Source organism: Streptomyces sp. NPDC004266 (assembly GCF_042874095.1).
GTDB lineage: Bacteria > Actinomycetota > Actinomycetes > Streptomycetales > Streptomycetaceae > Streptomyces.
This window is the reverse complement of the sequence record NZ_JBIAMM010000012.1, coordinates 48,620-66,688: the sequence shown is the minus strand read 5'-3', so window position 1 is coordinate 66,688 and position 18,069 is coordinate 48,620. Positions and strand designations below refer to the sequence as shown.

At 73.4% G+C, this 18,069-nt stretch carries 15 protein-coding genes; 11 read left to right on the top strand and 4 right to left on the bottom strand.

The window, feature by feature from the left end:
• Positions 1-622 precede the first annotated feature (622 nt).
• The 8 genes from ACFYUZ_RS26685 (at position 623) to ACFYUZ_RS26650 (ending at position 10,894) form a co-directional block, all read left to right on the top strand.
• Positions 623-2,371 carry a lysyl oxidase family protein gene (locus ACFYUZ_RS26685; protein ID WP_389313303.1) on the top strand — a complete coding sequence of 583 codons (1,749 nt, stop codon included), beginning with the start codon at positions 623-625 and terminating at the stop codon, positions 2,369-2,371.
• Between the two features lie 247 nt (positions 2,372-2,618).
• Positions 2,619-2,852 carry a hypothetical protein gene (locus ACFYUZ_RS26680; RefSeq protein ID WP_389313301.1) on the top strand — a complete coding sequence of 78 codons (234 nt, stop codon included), beginning with the start codon at positions 2,619-2,621 and terminating at the stop codon, positions 2,850-2,852.
• A 277-nt stretch (positions 2,853-3,129) separates the two neighbouring features.
• The gene (locus ACFYUZ_RS26675; RefSeq protein ID WP_389313300.1) at positions 3,130-4,503 is read left to right on the top strand and encodes a cryptochrome/photolyase family protein; all 1,374 of its coding nucleotides are present in this window, start codon (positions 3,130-3,132) and stop codon (positions 4,501-4,503) included.
• 181 nt (positions 4,504-4,684) lie between these two features.
• Positions 4,685-5,302, top strand: coding sequence for a sigma-70 family RNA polymerase sigma factor (locus tag ACFYUZ_RS26670; protein ID WP_389313298.1), 618 nt, complete (start codon positions 4,685-4,687; stop codon positions 5,300-5,302).
• Between the two features lie 135 nt (positions 5,303-5,437).
• A complete protein-coding gene (locus ACFYUZ_RS26665) occupies positions 5,438-6,952 on the top strand; it encodes an SDR family oxidoreductase (RefSeq protein WP_389313297.1) in 1,515 nt (504 codons plus the stop codon).
• A 208-nt stretch (positions 6,953-7,160) separates the two neighbouring features.
• Positions 7,161-8,078: an SDR family oxidoreductase gene (locus ACFYUZ_RS26660; RefSeq protein WP_389313295.1), complete on the top strand. Its 918-nt coding sequence runs from the start codon at positions 7,161-7,163 to the stop codon at positions 8,076-8,078.
• 64 nt (positions 8,079-8,142) lie between these two features.
• Positions 8,143-8,631, top strand: a complete 489-nt coding sequence (locus ACFYUZ_RS26655) for a MarR family winged helix-turn-helix transcriptional regulator (protein WP_389313293.1) — start codon at positions 8,143-8,145, stop codon at positions 8,629-8,631.
• A gap of 190 nt (positions 8,632-8,821) precedes the next feature.
• Positions 8,822-10,894 (top strand): MMPL family transporter, encoded by a 2,073-nt coding sequence (locus ACFYUZ_RS26650; protein ID WP_389313291.1) that lies wholly within the window; start codon positions 8,822-8,824, stop codon positions 10,892-10,894.
• A 15-nt stretch (positions 10,895-10,909) separates the two neighbouring features.
• Here ACFYUZ_RS26650 and ACFYUZ_RS26645 read toward each other — a convergent pair whose 3' ends face one another.
• Positions 10,910-12,256 (bottom strand): D-arabinono-1,4-lactone oxidase, encoded by a 1,347-nt coding sequence (locus ACFYUZ_RS26645; RefSeq protein ID WP_389313289.1) that lies wholly within the window; start codon positions 12,254-12,256, stop codon positions 10,910-10,912.
• Between the two features lie 263 nt (positions 12,257-12,519).
• Here ACFYUZ_RS26645 and ACFYUZ_RS26640 point away from each other — a divergent pair, with 263 nt between their 5' ends.
• Positions 12,520-13,773 carry an amino acid deaminase/aldolase gene (locus ACFYUZ_RS26640; RefSeq protein ID WP_389313288.1) on the top strand — a complete coding sequence of 418 codons (1,254 nt, stop codon included), beginning with the start codon at positions 12,520-12,522 and terminating at the stop codon, positions 13,771-13,773.
• A gap of 101 nt (positions 13,774-13,874) precedes the next feature.
• Entirely contained in the window at positions 13,875-14,513 is a 639-nt protein-coding gene (locus tag ACFYUZ_RS26635; protein WP_389313287.1) for a TetR/AcrR family transcriptional regulator, read from the top strand.
• On the opposite strand, the gene ACFYUZ_RS26630 is transcribed toward ACFYUZ_RS26635, so the two are convergent.
• The 3 genes from ACFYUZ_RS26630 to ACFYUZ_RS26620 form a co-directional block, all read right to left on the bottom strand.
• A complete protein-coding gene (locus ACFYUZ_RS26630; RefSeq protein WP_389313286.1) occupies positions 14,481-15,269 on the bottom strand; it encodes a class I SAM-dependent methyltransferase in 789 nt (262 codons plus the stop codon). The genes ACFYUZ_RS26635 and ACFYUZ_RS26630 overlap by 33 nt on opposite strands.
• 422 nt (positions 15,270-15,691) lie before the next feature.
• Positions 15,692-16,219 (bottom strand): hypothetical protein, encoded by a 528-nt coding sequence (locus ACFYUZ_RS26625; RefSeq protein ID WP_389313285.1) that lies wholly within the window; start codon positions 16,217-16,219, stop codon positions 15,692-15,694.
• A gap of 424 nt (positions 16,220-16,643) precedes the next feature.
• Entirely contained in the window at positions 16,644-17,111 is a 468-nt protein-coding gene (locus ACFYUZ_RS26620; RefSeq protein ID WP_389313284.1) for a MarR family winged helix-turn-helix transcriptional regulator, read from the bottom strand.
• A 340-nt stretch (positions 17,112-17,451) separates the two neighbouring features.
• Between ACFYUZ_RS26620 and ACFYUZ_RS26615 the strand changes: the two genes are divergently transcribed.
• Positions 17,452-17,985, top strand: a complete 534-nt coding sequence (locus ACFYUZ_RS26615) for an EF-hand domain-containing protein (RefSeq protein ID WP_389313282.1) — start codon at positions 17,452-17,454, stop codon at positions 17,983-17,985.
• Positions 17,986-18,069: the final 84 nt, after the last annotated feature.

Below are 18,069 nucleotides of genomic sequence, written 5' to 3'. Positions count from 1 at the left end.
GGAAGTACTGAGGGCAGGGTGTGGTCCTCTGCCCTGGGCAGACGGGGAAAGGGGTACGACGAAACGGACCACCTCCGCGGTGCTCCTGGGCACCGGCCGGTGGCCGTCAGATCCGGATCTCACCCGGAGATGTCGTCTTCACCCGCCACGTCTGCGACTCCTCGATACACGGTCTACGTCCACCACAGCTTAACAGCGACGGCCGGAGGACGGGGCGGTCAAGTGCGGGCGGGGCGGAGGAGGGTGGGGTGGCGAACTGCGGGCGGAGCGGAGGGGCGCACCTCGATGCGTCCCGTGCGAGGAGCTCGACCAGCCCTGACGGGGCACGTCCGGGCCTCGTGGACCCGGCGCGCACGCGCCGGCGGCCCGCCTCGTGGCCGAAGGGCGCGACCTTTCCCGAAAACCTGTCCGACAGTGCGGTTCTCTTTCCCTCACGGCGGCGTCATTCGGCCAACATCGGGAGGATTTCGGCCCTCCGGACAACCGGTCATCACCCCTTCCCCTCTCACCGCACGGGCGCGGCGAGTGCCTCCTGCCGCACCGGTCGGGCGTCCGTCCCGTCCCGGCGGGCGGGTGGCCCGCTGTCCGCCCCCTTCCACAGCACCCGGAGGACGAGGGAACGATGACCACCACGCGCACCACCCGGCTGCGGCGTCCGCTGCTGGCCGGTACCACGGCTGTCGCCGCCATGGCCGTGACGGCCGGCTTCATGGCCGCCACGCCGGAGCAGGCGAACGCAGTGACGGGCCCCCGACTGAGTCTCGTCGCGGCGACCGGCTCGATCACGCTCACCTCCTGGAAGGAGGACCCGGGCGTCTACCTGGACCTGGGCACGTATCTGACGGCGGAGGGAACCCCCTTCGAGCTCAAGGCGACCCGGAAGTCCTACAAGGACCCGGTGACCCTCACCCAGACCCTGTACGAGGGCGGCAGGGCCAAGACGAAGACCCTGCCCCAGGGCACCGTGAAGGACTTCTCCGGGCTGCCCGGCTTCGCGGAGATCACCGTCACCGACAAGGACGGCAAGAAGGTCGTCAGCCGGGCGGAGAGCTTCTGCCCGAACAACGCCAGCGGACGGATCCGCCCCGACGCGCCCTCCACCTCGAAGTATCCGGAGAGCTGCCCCACCAACCCCTTCACCCTCGGTTCCGTGTGGGGCGTGGAGAAGGGGTGGGCCGCCAACACCTACGGCGGTTCCTACACCCAGCCGGTGAAGCTCGCCGCCGGCACGTACACGGCCGAGGTCCGGGTCGCCAAGAAGTACCGGGACCTCTTCAAGATCGCCGACCGGCCCGCCAGGGTGAAGGTCACCGTCGAGGAGCGCAGTTGGGAGCAGAACGGCGGCGCCGCGGCCGCCCGGGCGGCCGCCGCCGGGGAGCACGCCGGGCACGCCGCCCACCACGCCCAGGCCGGTCACGCCGGGCACGGCCCCGGGCACGCTCCGACCCCCGCCCAGGCAGGCGCTCCGGAGACCAGCGGCGCGGGCCCCTCGTACAACGTGGGCCACGGGCCGCTGAAGGCCGCGCCGCCGGCCCTGCCGTGGGCGCTCAAGAAGCAGCAGGCGGCGCGCGCCGACCTGCCGGCCGGCGACACGGCGGGTCGGACCGACGGCTCGCGCCAGGCGCCCGCCCTCGCCCCGCAGGCCAAGAGGCCCACCGGGAACCCCTCCGTCCCGAACGTGCCCAAGCCCGACCTGCGGTCGCTGCCGGCCTACGGCATCACCATCAGCGACGGCGACCGGGACATCCCCGGCAAGGACTACCTGGCCTTCAGCGCCAACGTGTGGAACGCGGGCCCGGCCCAGCTCGTGGTGGACGGCTTCCGCTCGCCCGGCAAGGCCAAGATGGACGCGTACCAGTACTTCTACGACGCCCGCGGCAAGCAGGTCGGCTACACCCCGACCGGCACCATGGAGTGGGACCCCCGCCCCGGCCACGTGCACTGGCACTTCACGGACTTCGCCAGCTACCGGCTGCTGAAGGCCGACAAGAAGGAGGCGGTGCGCAGCGGCAAGGAGGCCTTCTGCCTCGCCAACACCGACGCCGTCGACTACACGGTGAAGAACGCCAACTGGCACCCCTTCAACACCGACCTGGCCACCGCCTGCGGTCAGGAGAACTCCATCTCCGTCCGCGAGGTGCTGGACGTCGGCTCCGGCGACACCTACACCCAGGACCTGCCGGGACAGTCGTTCGACATCACGGACGTGCCCAACGGCACCTACTACATCCAGGTACTGGCCAACCCGGCCAAGCGGCTGAAGGAGACCGACCTCGGCAACAACAGCGCCCTGCGGAAGGTCGTCCTCGGCGGCACGCCCGGACGGCGGACCGTGACCGTCCCCGCGCACGACCTCGTGAACGCGAACTGATCCCGCCCGGACACCGGCACGCCCCCTTCGGGGCGACGGAGCCACGGCACACGGGTGACGGACACCGGCCCGCGGGGGGTGGGGGAGATCTCAACGGGCCACTGGAAAGCATCGTTTCTGCACGTCCGCGGCCCCACGATCAGCCGTCCGGCATTGGAGTGAGAGGCGGTGTCCCGTCGATCCCCCGGGGCGTTTGACCGCCCGACGGGCACTGTGCCACGTCACTCGGAACTCATGAGGAGTAGCTATGCGTTCTCTGGCCGCGTCTGTCCTGGCCGTGGGAATCCTGTTCGGCGGTGCCGGTGCCGCGCTCGCCCACGACGGCGTCGGAATCGGAAGGTTCTCCGAGGGCGGCTCCGGCTCCGCCTCGCACTGTGCGGTGGCCGGCGTCCCGTCCGTGTACGGAACGATCTTCACCGCCTCGTGCTCGGAGAAGGGCTGGGAAGAGGGCGCGGAGTTCGAGTACCTCGGCGCCCACTGACCTGCGGCCACGCCCGGCGACAGGCACCACCGAGCAAGACCCACGCGTCCCGTGCCCGCGCACGGGACGCGGCGACGGGCCCGCTCTCGCACGCGAGAGCGGGCCCGTCCGCTCTCCGCCCGAAGAGCAGGGCCCTCCGGCCTCTCCGGCCCGGCCAGGAGGGCGCGCCCGTGTGCATCCGCCGCCCGAGCACCGGGGGAACCGCGGATAGCAGGAGTGCGAAACCAGCACGCCGGCGCGGCGCGCCCGCGGCCGGCGGCCGAACAGGGAGGGCGCGATGACCGTCTCCGTCGTTCTGTACACCTCTGACCTCAGGGTCCACGACCATCCGCCCCTCAGGGCCGCGGTCCAAGGGGCACAGGAGGTGGTGCCGCTGTTCGTCCGCGATCCGGCCGTGGACCGCGCGGGGTTCGCGGTCCCCAACCGGCTGGGCTTCCTCGCCGACTGCCTCACGGATCTGGACCGGGGACTGAGGGACCGCGGCGGCCGCCTCGTGGTGCGGGAGGGCGACACGGTGTCCGCGGTACGGGCCCTGGTGCGGCAGACGGACGCCGACGAGGTGCACATGGCCGCCGGTGTGACGGCGTTCGCCAGGGCACGGGAGGCACGACTGCGCCGGGCCCTGGAGGACGACGGCTGTCGGCTGTACGTCCACGACGGGGTGGTCACCGTCGTTCCGCCCGGCGACGTCCTTCCCGAGGGAAGGGATCACTTCGCCGTGTTCACGCCCTATCACAAGCGCTGGGCCGCCGAACCGCTCCGGACACCGCTGCCCGCCCCCGGAGCGCTGCGCGTCCCCTCGGGGGTGCGGTCCGAGCGCGTCCCGCGGCGTTCCGCGGTCACCGGTCTGTCGCCGGCCCTCGCGGTGGGAGGGGAGAGGGAGGGGCGCAAGCTGCTCGGTTCGTGGCTGGCGGATCAGGCCGACGCGTACGAGGAGGGCCAGGACGACCTGGCGGGTGACGCCACGTCCCGCCTCTCGCCCCATCTCCACTTCGGCGCCGTCTCCGCGACCGAGGCGGTGCACAGGGCGAGGAAGCGGGGCGGCGCCGGGGCCGACGCCTTCGTGCGGCAGCTGTGCTGGCGCGACTTCCACCACCAGGTCCTGGCCGCGCGGCCCGAGGCGGCGGAAGCGGACTACCGTCCGCGTCAGGACCGCTGGAGGCGGGGCGCCGACGCCGAAGAGGACCTCGCCGCCTGGCGGGAGGGCCGGACCGGCTATCCCGTCGTCGACGCCGCCATGCGGCAACTCGCCCACGAGGGGTGGATGCACAACCGCGGCCGGTTGATCACCGCCTCCTTCCTGGTCAAGACGCTCTACATCGACTGGAGGGAGGGCGCGCGCCACTTCCTCTCCCTGCTGGTGGACGGTGACGTCGCGAACAACCAGCTCAACTGGCAGTGGGTGGCGGGCACGGGCACGGACACCAGGCCGCAGCGCGTCCTCAACCCGGTGCGGCAGGCCAGACGGTACGACCCCGACGGCAGCTACGTCCGCCGCTGGGTTCCGGAGCTCGCCGCCCTCGACGGACCGGCCGTCCACGAACCCTGGCGGCTCACCGGGCCCGACCGGTCGTCCTTCGACTACCCGGACCCGGTGGTCGAGCTCTCCGAGGGCCTGGCGCGCTTCCGGCAGGCCCGGGGCACGGCCTGATCCGGATCCCCGTCCCGCACCGGACGTGCGGCGTCGATTTCGACGCGGAAACGATGCGAGTTGTGCGGAGTGGCGTGCCGGCCGGAACGTGAGGCGTACGGGGCCGACGAGACCCCGACGCCGCTCTCGCCGCGGCACGGCCCGGTGGACGCCCGTGCCACCGCCCGCAGGAGGAAGCGCCATGACCGCACACCGGATCACCAGCGACCTCGTCGGCCCCCCGGAGCCGTACTCCGCTCACGCGCCGCTCGAAGACGGCGACGACCGGATCGCCCGCGGCCTGGTCCACGGCGACGAGCACTGCCTGGCCGCGGCGTACCGGCGCTGGGGCCGCCTGGTCCACACCCTGGCGGCACGGGCGCTGGGGGACCCCCGCGAGGCGGAGGACGTCACCCAGCAGGTGTTCGTCGCCGCGTGGCGCGGGCGGGCCGGCTTCCGCCCCGAGCGCGGCACCCTGCCGGCCTGGCTCACCGGCATCACCCGCCGGAAGATCGCCGACGCGCTGACCGCCCGCACCCGCCGCACCGAGCTCGCGGCGACCCTCGGCGCCGCCCTGGAGCACGAGGCCCGGACGGCCGAGCAGCCCGAGCGGATCCTCGACCGGATGGTCGTCACCGAAGAACTGGCCAGGCTGCCCCGCGTCCAGCGCGACGTCCTGGAACTCGCCTACTTCGCCGACCTGACCCAGACGCAGATCGCCGACCGCACCGGCATGCCCCTGGGCACGGTCAAGAGCCACGCGCGGCGCGGCCTCCAGCGCATGCGACACGGCCTCGCGCTCGCCGCGGCCGAGGGCTGACCGGCCCGCACGACCGCCCGAGGACCCCGGACGACCGACTGCGGAGAACGGGCCCCCGCATCCGCCTGCCCCCAGGACGACGAAGAAGTGGTGCAGGGCGTGTACGCCACGGCCATCGGTGAAACGGATCAGCGCATGGACACTCCCACCCCGCCCGAGGGCGCCCGCTGCCTGGTCACCGGCGCGAGCGGCTACATCGGGGGCCGCCTCGTGCCGGAGCTGCTCGACAGCGGCCATCGGGTGCGCTGCCTGGCCCGGCACCCGGACAAGCTCCGCGACTTCCCCTGGATCGACCGCGTGGAGACCGCGCGCGGGGACGTCACCGACGCCGCGAGCCTCCGCGAGGCCCTCGCCGGCATCGACGTCGCCTACTACCTCGTCCACTCCATGAGCTCGACGTCGGACTTCGAGGACACCGACCGGCTCGCCGCCCGCACGTTCGCCGCCGAGGCCCGCTCCGCCGGCGTCCGGCGCATCGTCTACCTGGGCGGCCTGGCCCCGCGCGAAGTGCCGGAGGACCGGCTCTCACCCCATCTGCGCTCCCGTACCGAGGTGGGGCGCATCCTCCTCGACTCGGGCGTCCCCACCACCGTCCTGCGGGCCGCCGTCGTCATCGGCTCCGGCTCGGCCTCCTTCGAGATGCTCCGGTACCTGACCGAACGGCTGCCGGTCATGGTCACGCCCAGCTGGGTCGACAGCCGGGTCCAGCCCATCGCGGTCCGCGACGTGCTGCGGTACCTGGTGGGGAGCGCCGGCATGCCCCCGGACGTCAACCGGACCTTCGACATCGGCGGCCCCGACGTGCTCACGTACCGGGAGATGATGGAGCGGTACGCGGAGGTCGCCGGGCTCCGCAAGCGCCTGATCGTCCCCGTACCGGTCCTCACCCCCCGGCTGTCCAGCCAGTGGATCGGTCTCGTCACGCCCGTCCCCGCCTCGCTGGCCCGGCCCCTCACCGAATCGCTTCGGCACGAGGTGGTCCGCACCGAGGACGACATCACGCGCTACGTCCCCGACGGCCCCGGGGCACCCGTCCCCTTCGAGGAGTCCCTCCGGCTGGCCCTCCGCCGCGTGCGCGACGCCCGGGTCACCACCCGCTGGTCCTCCGCCTCGCCGCCCGGGGCGCCGAGCGACCCGCTGCCGACCGACCCGGACTGGGCGGGCGGCAGCCTCTACACGGACGAACGCTCGCGCACCGTCGACTCGAGCCCGGAGTCGCTGTGGCGGGTCATCGAGGGGGTGGGCGGCGAGAACGGCTGGTACTCCTTCCCGCTCGCCTGGGCCGTCCGGGGGTGGGCGGACCGGCTCGTCGGGGGAGTGGGGCTGCGCCGGGGACGCCGGGACGCGGCGCGGCTCCGGGTCGGCGACGCGCTGGACTTCTGGCGCGTCGAGGAGATCGACCGCGGACGCCTGCTGCGCCTCCGGGCGGAGATGCGCCTGCCGGGTCTCGCGTGGCTGGAGATGGCCGTCGACCGGGACGAGCGGGGCCGGACGTCGTACCGGCAGAGGGCGCTCTTCCACCCCCGGGGCCTCGCGGGGCAGACGTACTGGTGGAGCGTGGCCCCGTTCCACGCCGTGGTCTTCGGCGGCATGGCCAGGAACATCGCCCGGACCGCCGAGACGGAGGGCAGGCGGCGGGACACGCCGTGAACGACGGCCGATCGCCGGCCCCGGTGTCCGCCCCCGTGCATCCGGATGCCGCCACGAAGGGAAACACCTGTACGGCGGCGAACGCCGCGGACCGGGAGCGCGGTCCGGACGAGGAGGCGGGGGAGGAGACGTCGCCTCCGCCTTGGACACGACCGCGGGGGCCGGGCGCCACCGCGCGCCGCGTCCGGCCCCCCTCACGGAGGCTGCCATGAACCATCCACGGGATCCGCGAGGACGGACCGCGGTCATCACGGGCGCCGCCCGCGGACTGGGCGCGGGCCTGGCCCACCGGCTCGCCGAGCGGGGGATGAAGGTGGCCCTGCTCGGCCGTGAGGCGACCACACTGGAGGCGGTCGCCACGACCCTCCGTACGGAGAGCCACGTCGTCGAGGTCGACGTCACCGACGACGCGGCCATGCGCTGGGCCTCGGACGACGTGGCCCGGCACCTCGGGGCCCCGTCGGTCGTCGTCGCCAATGCCGGCGTGGCCGAAGGCGGCCCCTTCGAGAGCTCCGACCCGGAGACCTGGCGCCGCGTCATCGAGGTCAACCTCGTCGGAAGCGCCGTCACCGCGCGGTCCTTCCTCCCCGGGCTGCGCGCCACGCGCGGTTACTTCCTCCAGGTCGCCTCGACGGCGGCCTTCGGCGCGGCCCCCATGATGAGCGCCTACTGCGCCTCCAAAGCCGGGGTCGAGGCCTTCGCGCGCTCCCTCCGCGCCGAAGTGGCCCCCACGGGCGTCGCCGTGGGCGTGGCCTATCTGCACTGGACCGACACCGACATGATCCGCGATGTCGACCGCCACGCGGTCCTCCGGGAGCTGCGTGGACACATGCCGGCCCCTGCCCGCCGGGTGTACTCGGTGGACCGGGTCTCGGCCTGGCTCGCCCGCGGGATCGACCGCCGCTCCCCTTCCGTCTACGCGCCGCCGTGGCTCAGGCTCGCCCAGGCCGGACGCCCCCTCTTCCCCCTCGCCGTCGACCTGCTGTCACGTCGGGAACTACCGCGCCTCATGAGGGAGTCCGCGTTCGAGCAGACCGGTCTGCTCGGCCCCGGCGGTCGCATCGAGGCGGCGTCGCTCGACCGTTCCGCCGCCGGCTCGGCCGGCGACGCGCCGGAGCGGGCATGAGGCCTCGGGTCCGACGGGCTCGCAGGCGCCGCCGTTCCTCCTGGGGTCCGCATAGGCTGTCCGTGTGGATGACGGGCATGTGGGGGCGAGCGTGACGGACGACGGGAGCAGGGCCGACCTGCAGAAGTTCGCGGTCGCCCTGCGCCGGACCCTCGGTGAGATGAACCGTCTGGTCCACGGCTTCGCCTCCACGGAGAACCTGCACCCCACCGACGTCCACGCGCTCTCGTTCGTGCTCGACAACCCCGACACGGCCACGCCGGGACTGCTGAGGGAGCATCTCGGCCTGACCTCCGGTGCGGTGACCGCCTGCCTCGACCGTCTCGAGAAGGCCGGCCACATCCGTCGCAGCAGGGCCGACGACGACCGACGTGTGGTGCGCATCCACTACGTCCCGGGGGCCCGGGCGGCGGCACGGGCCCACTTCATGCCGCTCGCGCAGGCGGCGGATCGTGCGCGGGACCGGTTCACGGAGGACGAGCTCGCGGTCGTCCTGAGGTATCTGGACGCCCTGAACGAGGAACTCGGCGAGCTGCGCGTCCCCCGCCGCTGACGCCGACCGGTGCGGCGGGCACGGCTTCCCCGGAGCCGCATCCGGGGCGGGCCGGTGCACGGAAGACATGGTGGTCGACCCGGGGCGCGGTGCCCGCACCTTCCCCCTGGCGTTGTCCGGATCGGTCCATGCTTCAATTTATCTCGATCATTGAGATAATTAACCGTCGAGAGAAGTTCGGGGAGTCCTCATGTCCGCACCCCTGAGGTGGGCGAGCAGACTGCTGCCGCTGCTGGTGCTCGTCGTCTGGCTCGCCGTCGGGGGAGGGCTCGGCCCGTACGCCGGCAAGCTCGGCGAGGTCGCGACCAACGACCAGGCCGCCTTCCTGCCCCGCACCGCGGAGTCCACCCTGGTCCTGCGCCAGCAGGAGACGTTCCGTCAGGAGGAGACCCTGCCGGCCCTGGTCGTCTGGACCGCGGAGGGCGGAGGGCGCCTCGCCCCGTCGGCGCGGGCGGCCGCCACGGAGGCCCTGGCGGCACTCGAAGGCACGGCAGGAGTGGTCGGCGCGCCCTCCCCGGCGTTCCCCTCCGAGGACGGCGAGGCCCTGCGGGGCATCGTCCAGCTCCGCCCCGACCTCGGCGACGAGCTGCCCGTGACGCTGGACCGGATCGAGGCCGCGGCGTCCGCCGTGCCGGGGACCGAGGCGTGGCTGGGCGGTCCGGCCGCGACCCAGGCGGACCTCAAGGACGCGTTCGCGGGCATCGACGGTCTCCTGCTCGTCGTCGCCCTGGTGACCGTCCTGGTGATCCTGCTCCTGGTCTACCGGAGCGTCCTGCTGCCGCTGCTGATCATCCTCGGTGCCGTCTTCGCCCTCGGTCTCGCCTGCGCCGTCGTCTACGTCCTGGCCGACCGGGACGTCGTGCGGGTCGACGGCCAGGTGCAGGGCATCCTCTCCATCCTCGTCATCGGCGCCGCGACGGACTACGCCCTCCTGCTGGCCGCCCGCTACCGGGAAGAGCTCGGCGCCCGCGACGGGGACAGGGTCCCGGCCATGCGCGCCGCCCTGAAGCAGTCCTTCGGCCCCGTCGTGGCCAGCGCCGCCACGGTCGCGCTCGGTCTGCTCGCCCTGCTGCTCAGCGATCTCACCAACAACCGGGCGCTCGGCCCCGTCGGCGCCATCGGCATCGCCTGCGCCGTCCTCAGCACGGTGACGTTCCTCCCCGCCGCCCTGGTCCTCCTGGGGCGGGCCGCGTACTGGCCGGCCCGTCCCCAGGCGACCGCCGGGGACGACGCGCACCCCGTCTGGCGCAAGATCGCGGCCCTCGTCGACGGCGTGCCGCGCAAGGTCTGGGCCGTCGCCCTCACCGCCCTGCTCGTCTGCGCCGCCTTCTCTCCCGCGCTCGACTCCAGGGGCGTCCCCCTCGACGAGATCTTCGTCAAGGACGCCCCGTCCGTCGCCGCCCAGGCGCGCCTGGGCGAACACTTCCCCGGTGGCGCGGGCAACCCCGCCGTCGTCATCGCCGACGACGGGGCCGCCGAGGAGGTGCGCGCCGCGGCCCAGGCCGTCGACGGTGTCGACTCCGCCGCCCTCTTCGCCGTCCCCGGCACCGCACGGCCGCTGGTCGCGGACGGCCGCGTCCGGATCGACGTCACCCTCGCGGACGCCGCGGACTCCGATGCCGCCAAGGACACCGTCGGGCGCCTTCGCGCCACCCTGCACGCGGTACCGGGGGGCGACGCCCTCGTCGGCGGCTACACCGCCCAGCGGTACGACACCCAGGTCACCGCCGAACGGGACAGGGCGCTCATCGTCCCGGTCGTCCTGGGGATCATCCTGGTGATCCTCGTCGGCCTGCTGCGCTCCTTGCTGCTGCCCGTCCTGCTGGTGGCGACGGTCGGGCTCAACTTCCTGGCCACGCTGGGGGTCTCCGCCCTCGTGTTCGAGCACGTCCTCGGGTTCACCGGGACCGACCCGGCCGTCCCCTTGTACGGATTCGTCTTCCTGGTCGCCCTCGGCGTCGACTACAACATCTTCCTCATGTCGCGGGTGCGCGAGGAGACGGTGCTGCACGGTACGAGGGAAGGCGTGCGCCGTGGCCTGGTCGCCACGGGCGGGGTCATCACCTCGGCCGGCGTCGTCCTCGCCGCCACGTTCGCCGCGCTGGGCGTCATCCCGCTGGCGTTCCTGGTCCAGATCGCCTTCATCGTGGCCTTCGGCGTCCTGCTCGACACCCTCGTGGTCCGGTCGCTCCTGGTTCCCGCCCTCGTCAGGGACATCGGTCCCGCGGTCTGGTGGCCGGGCTCGCTCCGGCACCGCCCCTGACCTCGCCCCCCGGGGTCACGCAGGGTGCCTGACGCGGTCGTCGACGGGCACGGCCTCGGGGGCGAGCCCCAGGACGCGGTCGAGGTAGGGGTTGGCGAAGACCCCGGTCGGGTCGAGGGCGTCGCGCAGGGCGACGAAGTCGTCGAAGCGTTCGTAGCGGGGGCGGAGGGCGTCGGCGTCGAGCGTGTGCATCTTGCCCCAGTGCGGGCGGCCGCCGTAGGAGCCGAGGACGTCCTCGCACGCCTCGAAGTAACGGCGGTACGGCATCCGGTGGTACTGGTGGAAGGCGATGTAGCAGCTCTCCCGCCCCTGCGCGGTGGACAACCAGATGTCGTCGGGAGCCGAGAACCGCACCTCCAGCGGGAAGGACACCCGCTCCCCGGTGGTGTCGATCCACCGCTTGATCTCCCGGAGCGCGTCGACGGCGTGCTCGCGGGGGATGGCGAACTCGCCCTCGTGGAAGCGGACGTCGCGCGGCGAGGCGAAGACCCTGGGGGACAGGTCCGTCCACTCGCGCGCGGACATCGCCCGCGCCGCGAACCGGGCGATCGGCGGCACCAGGGCCGGAACCGCCGTGCCGAGCCGGCACAGGCCCTCGAAGCCGAGGCCGCTGACCGTCTCGTCGACACGTCGGGTCAGCGCGCCGATCGGCTTCAGCGGCGTGTCCGCCGGCAGCCGGCGAAAACGCCGGGTCAGCGCGGTCTCGCTGTGCGGGAACCAGAAGAACTCGAAGTGGTCGTTGTCCTCCGTCAGCTCGTCGACGCGCTCCAGGACCTCGGCGACCGGCATCGCGGTGTCCCGGGCGTGCAGGGCGAACTGGTCGACGCACTGGAGCGTGACCTCGGTGACCACGCCGAGCGCCCCGATGCCGACCCGCGCCGCCCGGAACAGTTCGGGCCGCTCGTCGGCGGAGCAGCGGACGACCGAGCCGTCGGCCAGGACCAGCTGCAGCGCCCTGACCTGGGTGGCGATGCCGCCGAAGCGCAGCCCCGAACCGTGCGTCCCGGTCGAGATGGCCCCGGAGACGGTCTGCCGGTCGATGTCGCCCATGATCTCCATGGCCAGCCCGTGGGAGGCGAGCAGCGGACCGAGTCGCCACAACGGCATCCCGGCCCCCACCGTGACCAACCCGCTCTCCCTGTCCACGGAGTTCAGACCGGCCAGGTGGTCCAGCCGCAGCTGGACGCCGGGCGCCACCGCGGCGCCGCTGAACGAGTGCCCGGAGCCGACCGCCTTGACCCTCAGCCCCTCCCGTGCCGCCTCCGCCACGGAGGCGGCCACCTCCTCCGTACGCGTCGGCCGCAGGATGCGAACGGGGTGGGCCCGCTCGCTGCCGGACCAGTTGCGCCACACCTCGGTCATGCGGGAAGTCCTTTCGACGGGATCGGCGATCGACGGGATCGGTGGGATCGACGGGATCAGTGATCGACGGGGGAAGAGGGCCGGCGGTGCTCGACGGCACGCGACGGGTCGAGACCGGGTCGCGGTCCCCGGAAGCCTGGACTCGGTCGGTCGTGCAAGTCAAGACTTCAGGACGCTTGACCTGGACAGCCGACCAAGACAAGGTGGGCGCCACCTGAGCCGGTCCCGGCCTCGGTCCCGGTCCCGAGAAAGGCACGCACCCCATGGGACGTTCCACCCCCGCCACGGAAACCACGCACGCCGCGGACCGGAGCGCGCACCCGACGCCGCGGCCCGCGAGCTTCCCCGAACTGCAACGCGCCACCGCCGACCTCCAGCCGCCGTTCGCCGTCGCCGACCTCGGGGCCCTGCGGGCCAACGCCGCCCAGATGGTGCGCAGGGCCGGCGGCAAACCGATCCGTCTGGCCAGCAAGTCGCTGCGCTGTCGTCGCCTGATCGGCGACGTCCTGCGCCTGCCCGGCTTCTCCGGCATCCTGGCCTTCACCCTCCCCGAGGCCGTGTGGCTCGCCGCGGACCACGAGGACGTCCTGGTCGGCTACCCGACCACGGACGTCCCCGCCCTGCGGACCCTGGCGGGCGACGGGCGGATCGCGGAGCGCGTCACCCTGATGGTCGACTCCGTGGAGCACCTGGACCTCATCGCCTCCGCCGTCGGTCCGGACGGCCCGCCCCTGCGCGTCTGCCTCGACCTCGACGCCTCCCTCCGCCTGGCCGGCGGGCGAGTTCACCTCGGGATGCGCCGTTCCCCCCTGCACTCGCCCGAGCAGACCCGCGACCTCGCCCTCGCCGTGCTCGCCCGGCCGCGGTTCCGGCTCGTCGGCCTCATGGCGTACGAGGGGCAGATCGCCGGCGTCGGCGACGACCAGCCCGGCCCCGCCCTGGCCCGCGCGGCCGTCCGGCTCATGCAGCGCGTCTCCACGCGCGAACTGCGCGAGCGCCGCGCCGCCGCCGTCCGGGCCGTACGGGCCCTGGCATCCCTGGAGTTCGTCAACGGCGGCGGAACCGGCAGCCTGGAGACCACCTCCGCCGAACCGGCCGTGACCGAACTCGGGGCCGGCTCCGGCCTGTACGCCCCCGGGCTCTTCGACCACTACCGTCGCTTCCGTCCGTCGCCCGCCGCCCACTTCGTGCTGCCCGTCGTCCGCAGGCCCGGCCCCCGCCACGTGACCGTCCTCGGCGGCGGCTGGACCGCCTCCGGCCCGGCGGGCCCGGACCGGCTGCCCGCACCGGTCCGGCCGACCGGGCTGCGACTGCTGCCCCGCGAAGGCGCGGGCGAGGTCCAGACCCCCCTCACCGGGCAGGCGGCCGACACCCTGCGGCTGGGCGACCGCGTGTGGTTCCGGCACGCCAAAGCGGGTGAACTGTGCGAGCGGGTGAACGAGCTGCACCTGGTCGAGGGCGACCGGATCGTCGACGTCGTCCCCACCTACCGGGGCGAGGGCCACGCCTTCCTGTGACCGCCGGTCACCCGCGTACACCGCCGGTCACCCGCGTACACCGCCGGTCACCCGCGTACACCGACCGGACCCACTGCCCAGAGCCGCCCCAGGGAGCCCGCATGACCCACCACTCGGCCGACGAGCGCCGCGAACAACTCGTCGAGGCCACGATCCGCGTGATGATCCGTGACGGCGTCGGCAAGGCCACCACCCGGGCCATCGTCGCCGAGGCGGGCCTTCCCCTCGGGGCGTTCCACTACTGCTTCCGCTCCAAGAGGGAGCTGCTGCACGGCGTGATCGAACGGATCATGCTCCGGGCGCTCGCCTTCCCTCTCGTGCCGACCGCCGCCGACGCCTCCCCGCACGAGCTCATCCGTGCCACCCTGCACGGCTACTGGGACCGGGTACGCGAACGCCCCGACGAGCACCAACTCACCTACGAACTCACCCAGTACGCCCTGCGGGAGCCGGGCCTCGCGGACGTGGCCCGCCGCCAGTACCAGCACTACCTGCAGGTCAACATCGACTACCTCCAGTCCGTCGCCCGCCTCGCCGGCATTCGCTGGACCACGGAGATCCCCGCCCTCGCCCGCTACGGCCTCGACCTCCTCGACGGCCTCACCCTCCACTGGCTGATCGACCGCGACGACGCCAGGGCGCTCGCCGCCCTCGACATGTACGCCACACACCTGGCGACGCTTGCCGTCCCCTGTCCCGACGGGGTTTCAGAGCCCGCCCCGGCGGTTCCGGAACGCTAGACCGCGTCCGGCGGCCCCGGTGACCAGGCGGGTGGTGGTGAGCCCGGCGGGGAAGGGGTTGTTCAGCGCGGTGTCCCAGTAGCCGTCGGGGCGGCAAGCGCGCTCGCCGTCGGGGACGGTGGGCAGGGACCAGACCGGCTGGGTGAGCTGCGCCGCCTCGGCGGCGTCGTCGTAGACGGAGGCGTCCCAGCGGGCCATGGACAGCGGGATCTCGGCGTCGGGTGCCAGGAGCGCGATCCGCAGGTCGTGGCGGGCGGGAGCGGGGTCGGCGGCATGGACGGTCAAGCCGTAGCGGGTCCAGTCGTCGCCGTGGACGTCGTAGCCGGGGTTGACGGTGATGGCGACCAGGCGGCCGCCGGGCCCGAGGGCACGGGCGGCGCCCGCGAACATCGCGTTCATCTCATGCGGGGAGCGGGCGTAGTTGAACAGCCAGATCGCCGTGACCGTGTCGAACAGTCCCAGGTCAGGCAGGTCCAGGGCATCGGCCGTGCGGAAACTGACGGCGTCGTCGTCGGTGGCGGCCTCCGCCCGGCGGACCATCTCCGAGGAGACGTCCACGCCCACGACCTCGGCGGCACCCAGCTCCCGGGCCGTTCGGGCGTAGGCGCCGTAGCCGGTGGCCAGGTCCAGGACACGCCGGCCGCGCAGGTCACCGACGAGATCCAGGAACAGGCGGCGCTCGGGGATCGGTGCGGTCGCGGTGGTCTTGTACTGCCGGTACAGGTCGCCGACGACGTCGTACTGAGGCTCGCTCACGGTCATGATCATGAACCTAGGCCGGGCGGTACGTCCGCCGACCGTGACGCGCACACCACCCGATGGCTGTCCCTCTGGCGGCGTAGCCGTGACGCGACCCCGCACGGACGGTCGGATCGTCGCCCCGCCGCGATGGTCCGCGGCGTTCGGTCGGCGGCTGCCCGGTCCGGCCGGGCCGATGCTCGCGCCGGAACTTGTGCGAACATCGGAAGATCCTGCACAGGAGCATCACACAGGCTGCGCACGGTCTTTCGAAAGCTTGGTTAGCGTTGCAGACCGCTCGAATCCGTTTGCAAACGTGACCGGGTCGCAGGCCCGTCGGGCCGGCGGCAGGCATGTCGACCCCGAAAGACGGAGATGGACTACTGCTCGTCGTGCCGCCGACATCTCAACGGCGCCCTGGTGTGCCCCGGATGCGGCGCCTACGCCCCGGACATCGCTCCGACCACCACCGGCGGTCGCATCGTCCCCGCCCCGGTGGCCACGACGGCGACGGGAGAGGTGTCCGCGCCGGTCACCCCCTCCTCGGGCGCATGGCACGACGGTCGGCTTCTCGACGGGCTCCCCGTCGGCGCCGTCGTGGAGGGCACGCCGGGGGGCGACTCGGCGGCGGAGGTCGTGGGCGCGTCGGCGTCGGTGGAGGGGCGGGCGGCACGGCGCCGCCAGCGTGCCCGCTGGAGGAAGAACCAGCGCCGGGCCGTGGTGGCGACCGCCGTCGCGCTCGTCGGCGGTGGTCTGACCATGAGCGGGATGGACCGGCAGTCCGGCGACCGGGCCCAGGCCGCCACGGCGCCGCAGGACCCGGGAGCGGGCGTCGTCGAGGACCGGGAGGAGCAGGGCGCGCCTCCTCCTCCCCCTTCTGTGCGGCCCGATGTCCAGCGGGCCTCGGTCGCCCCGTCCGCGCCTCCGGTCGCGCCGCCCGTGTCCCACCAGTCGCGTCGGCGGTACACGACGGCCTCCCTCCGCACGACGCCGCCGATCTCCCCGGCGCATGCCACCGCTCCTCTTCACGGGACGGAGCCGTCGGCCCCGGAGCCGCGGAGCACCTCACCGGCTTCCCCGGCCCCGGTCCCGGCTTCGCCACCCGCGCCTACGGGTGCGACCGGAACGGCGGACGCGCCGACGCGGGCCCCTGCCCCCGCCGATGCCGTCGGCTCCCCGAGCCGGGAACCGGCCGACCGGCCGGACACGACGTCGGCCTCGACCTCTCCGTCGGAGATATGCGTGCTCGTGGTGTGCCTGCCGCTCTCCACGTCGTGACCCCACGGGGCGCCGTCGCCCGCGTGCGAGCTGGCGCCCCCTCCGTGTACGGGAAGGCGGGACCGGCCCCTGCGGGAGGCGGGGGCCGGCCGATTCGTCGGGTGCCGCCGGCCGCTACCGGCGGGCGAAGGGGGAGTCCACCGCCTCCACCGCGGCGACGAGCGGGGCGAGCTCGGGGTTCTGCGCGGCCTCGTCGAGCGCCTGGCGCAGGGCGGCGTCGTTGGTCGGCCGGGCCTCCTCCAGGAGCTTCAGGCCGGCCGGTGTGACATCGGTGTAGATGCCGCGGCGATCGGTCGGGCACAGGTACCGGGACAGCAGTCCGCGGTCCTCGAGCCGGCTCACCAGGCGGGTCGTGGCGCTCTGGCTGAGCACCACCGCGTCGGCGACCTGCTTCATCTGCAGGTGGCCGCCCTCGCCGTCGTGCTGTCGGCTGAGCACGTCGAGCAGGGAGTACTCCCGGACGCTCAGGTCGTGCCGGGACTGCAGGGCGCGCTCGATGTGCGTCTCGATCCTGCCGTGCAGGAGGGACAGGGCTCCCCATCCACTGGCGAGAGCGGTGAGCGCGGGATCGGTGGCGGTCATGAGGGTCCGTGTCTCCTTCCGGGGTGTGCTTGGATCCAGGATACGGCACAGAAGAAAATACCAGCGAAGAGTCATATAGCGCTGACGCAAGTATCTCGCGCTCGGTCCCCTTGCTCGGTCCCTTTGCGCGGCTCCCTCGCCCGACCCCCTGCCCGGTCCCGCGCGCACCGGCGGGGCGACAGGCGCCGGAAGCCGGCCCCTTCCGCCGCTCATCACGTCGGGTGAGCGCCGACCGGTTCGTGGCGGGTCGCCGGGACGTGAAGGGTTCGGCCGTCGATCATGGGCGCGGTGGCGTCCCCGCCCGACCGCTCCTCACCCCCAAGCGAAGGAAGACACCGACATGGCACTCCCGCGAACCGAGGCCCAGGCCGCACCTGTCGACCCCACGGCGCCCAAGGCCCGCATCTACGCGATGCTGGACACGGACGGGGACGGAGTCGCCTCCAGGCACGACTACTTCGTCCGCATCGACCGGGCCCAGCGGGCGACCGGCCGCGGCGACGACGACCCCCTGGTCGTCGCCGCCCGCGCCACGGGCGAACGGGCCTGGGCCGCGATGGACGCCAACGGCGACGGCGTGATGACCTACGAGGAGTACATCGCCTGGGTGGACGCCGATAAGTTCGACAACATCTGCCAGTACGCCCTGGGCGCCCTCTTCGACCTCGCCGACGCCGATCAGGACGGCGCACTGGACCGCGCCCAGTTCACGATGCTGCGCCAGGCGCTGGGCAATCGGGCCGACAACGCCGACGCGGCTTTCGACGCACTCGACAGTGACGGGGACGAACGCGTCAGCCGTGCCGAGTACCTGGCATCGATCCGTGCGTACGTCACGGGTGAGGACTCTCCCATGGGCGCCGCCCTGTACTGAACCGCTGCCCCGGGCGGCGCACCCGAGACACCGGAACGGGGCGACACGGCACCGGGGCGGGGACGGGGCGGCACCGGGGCGAGG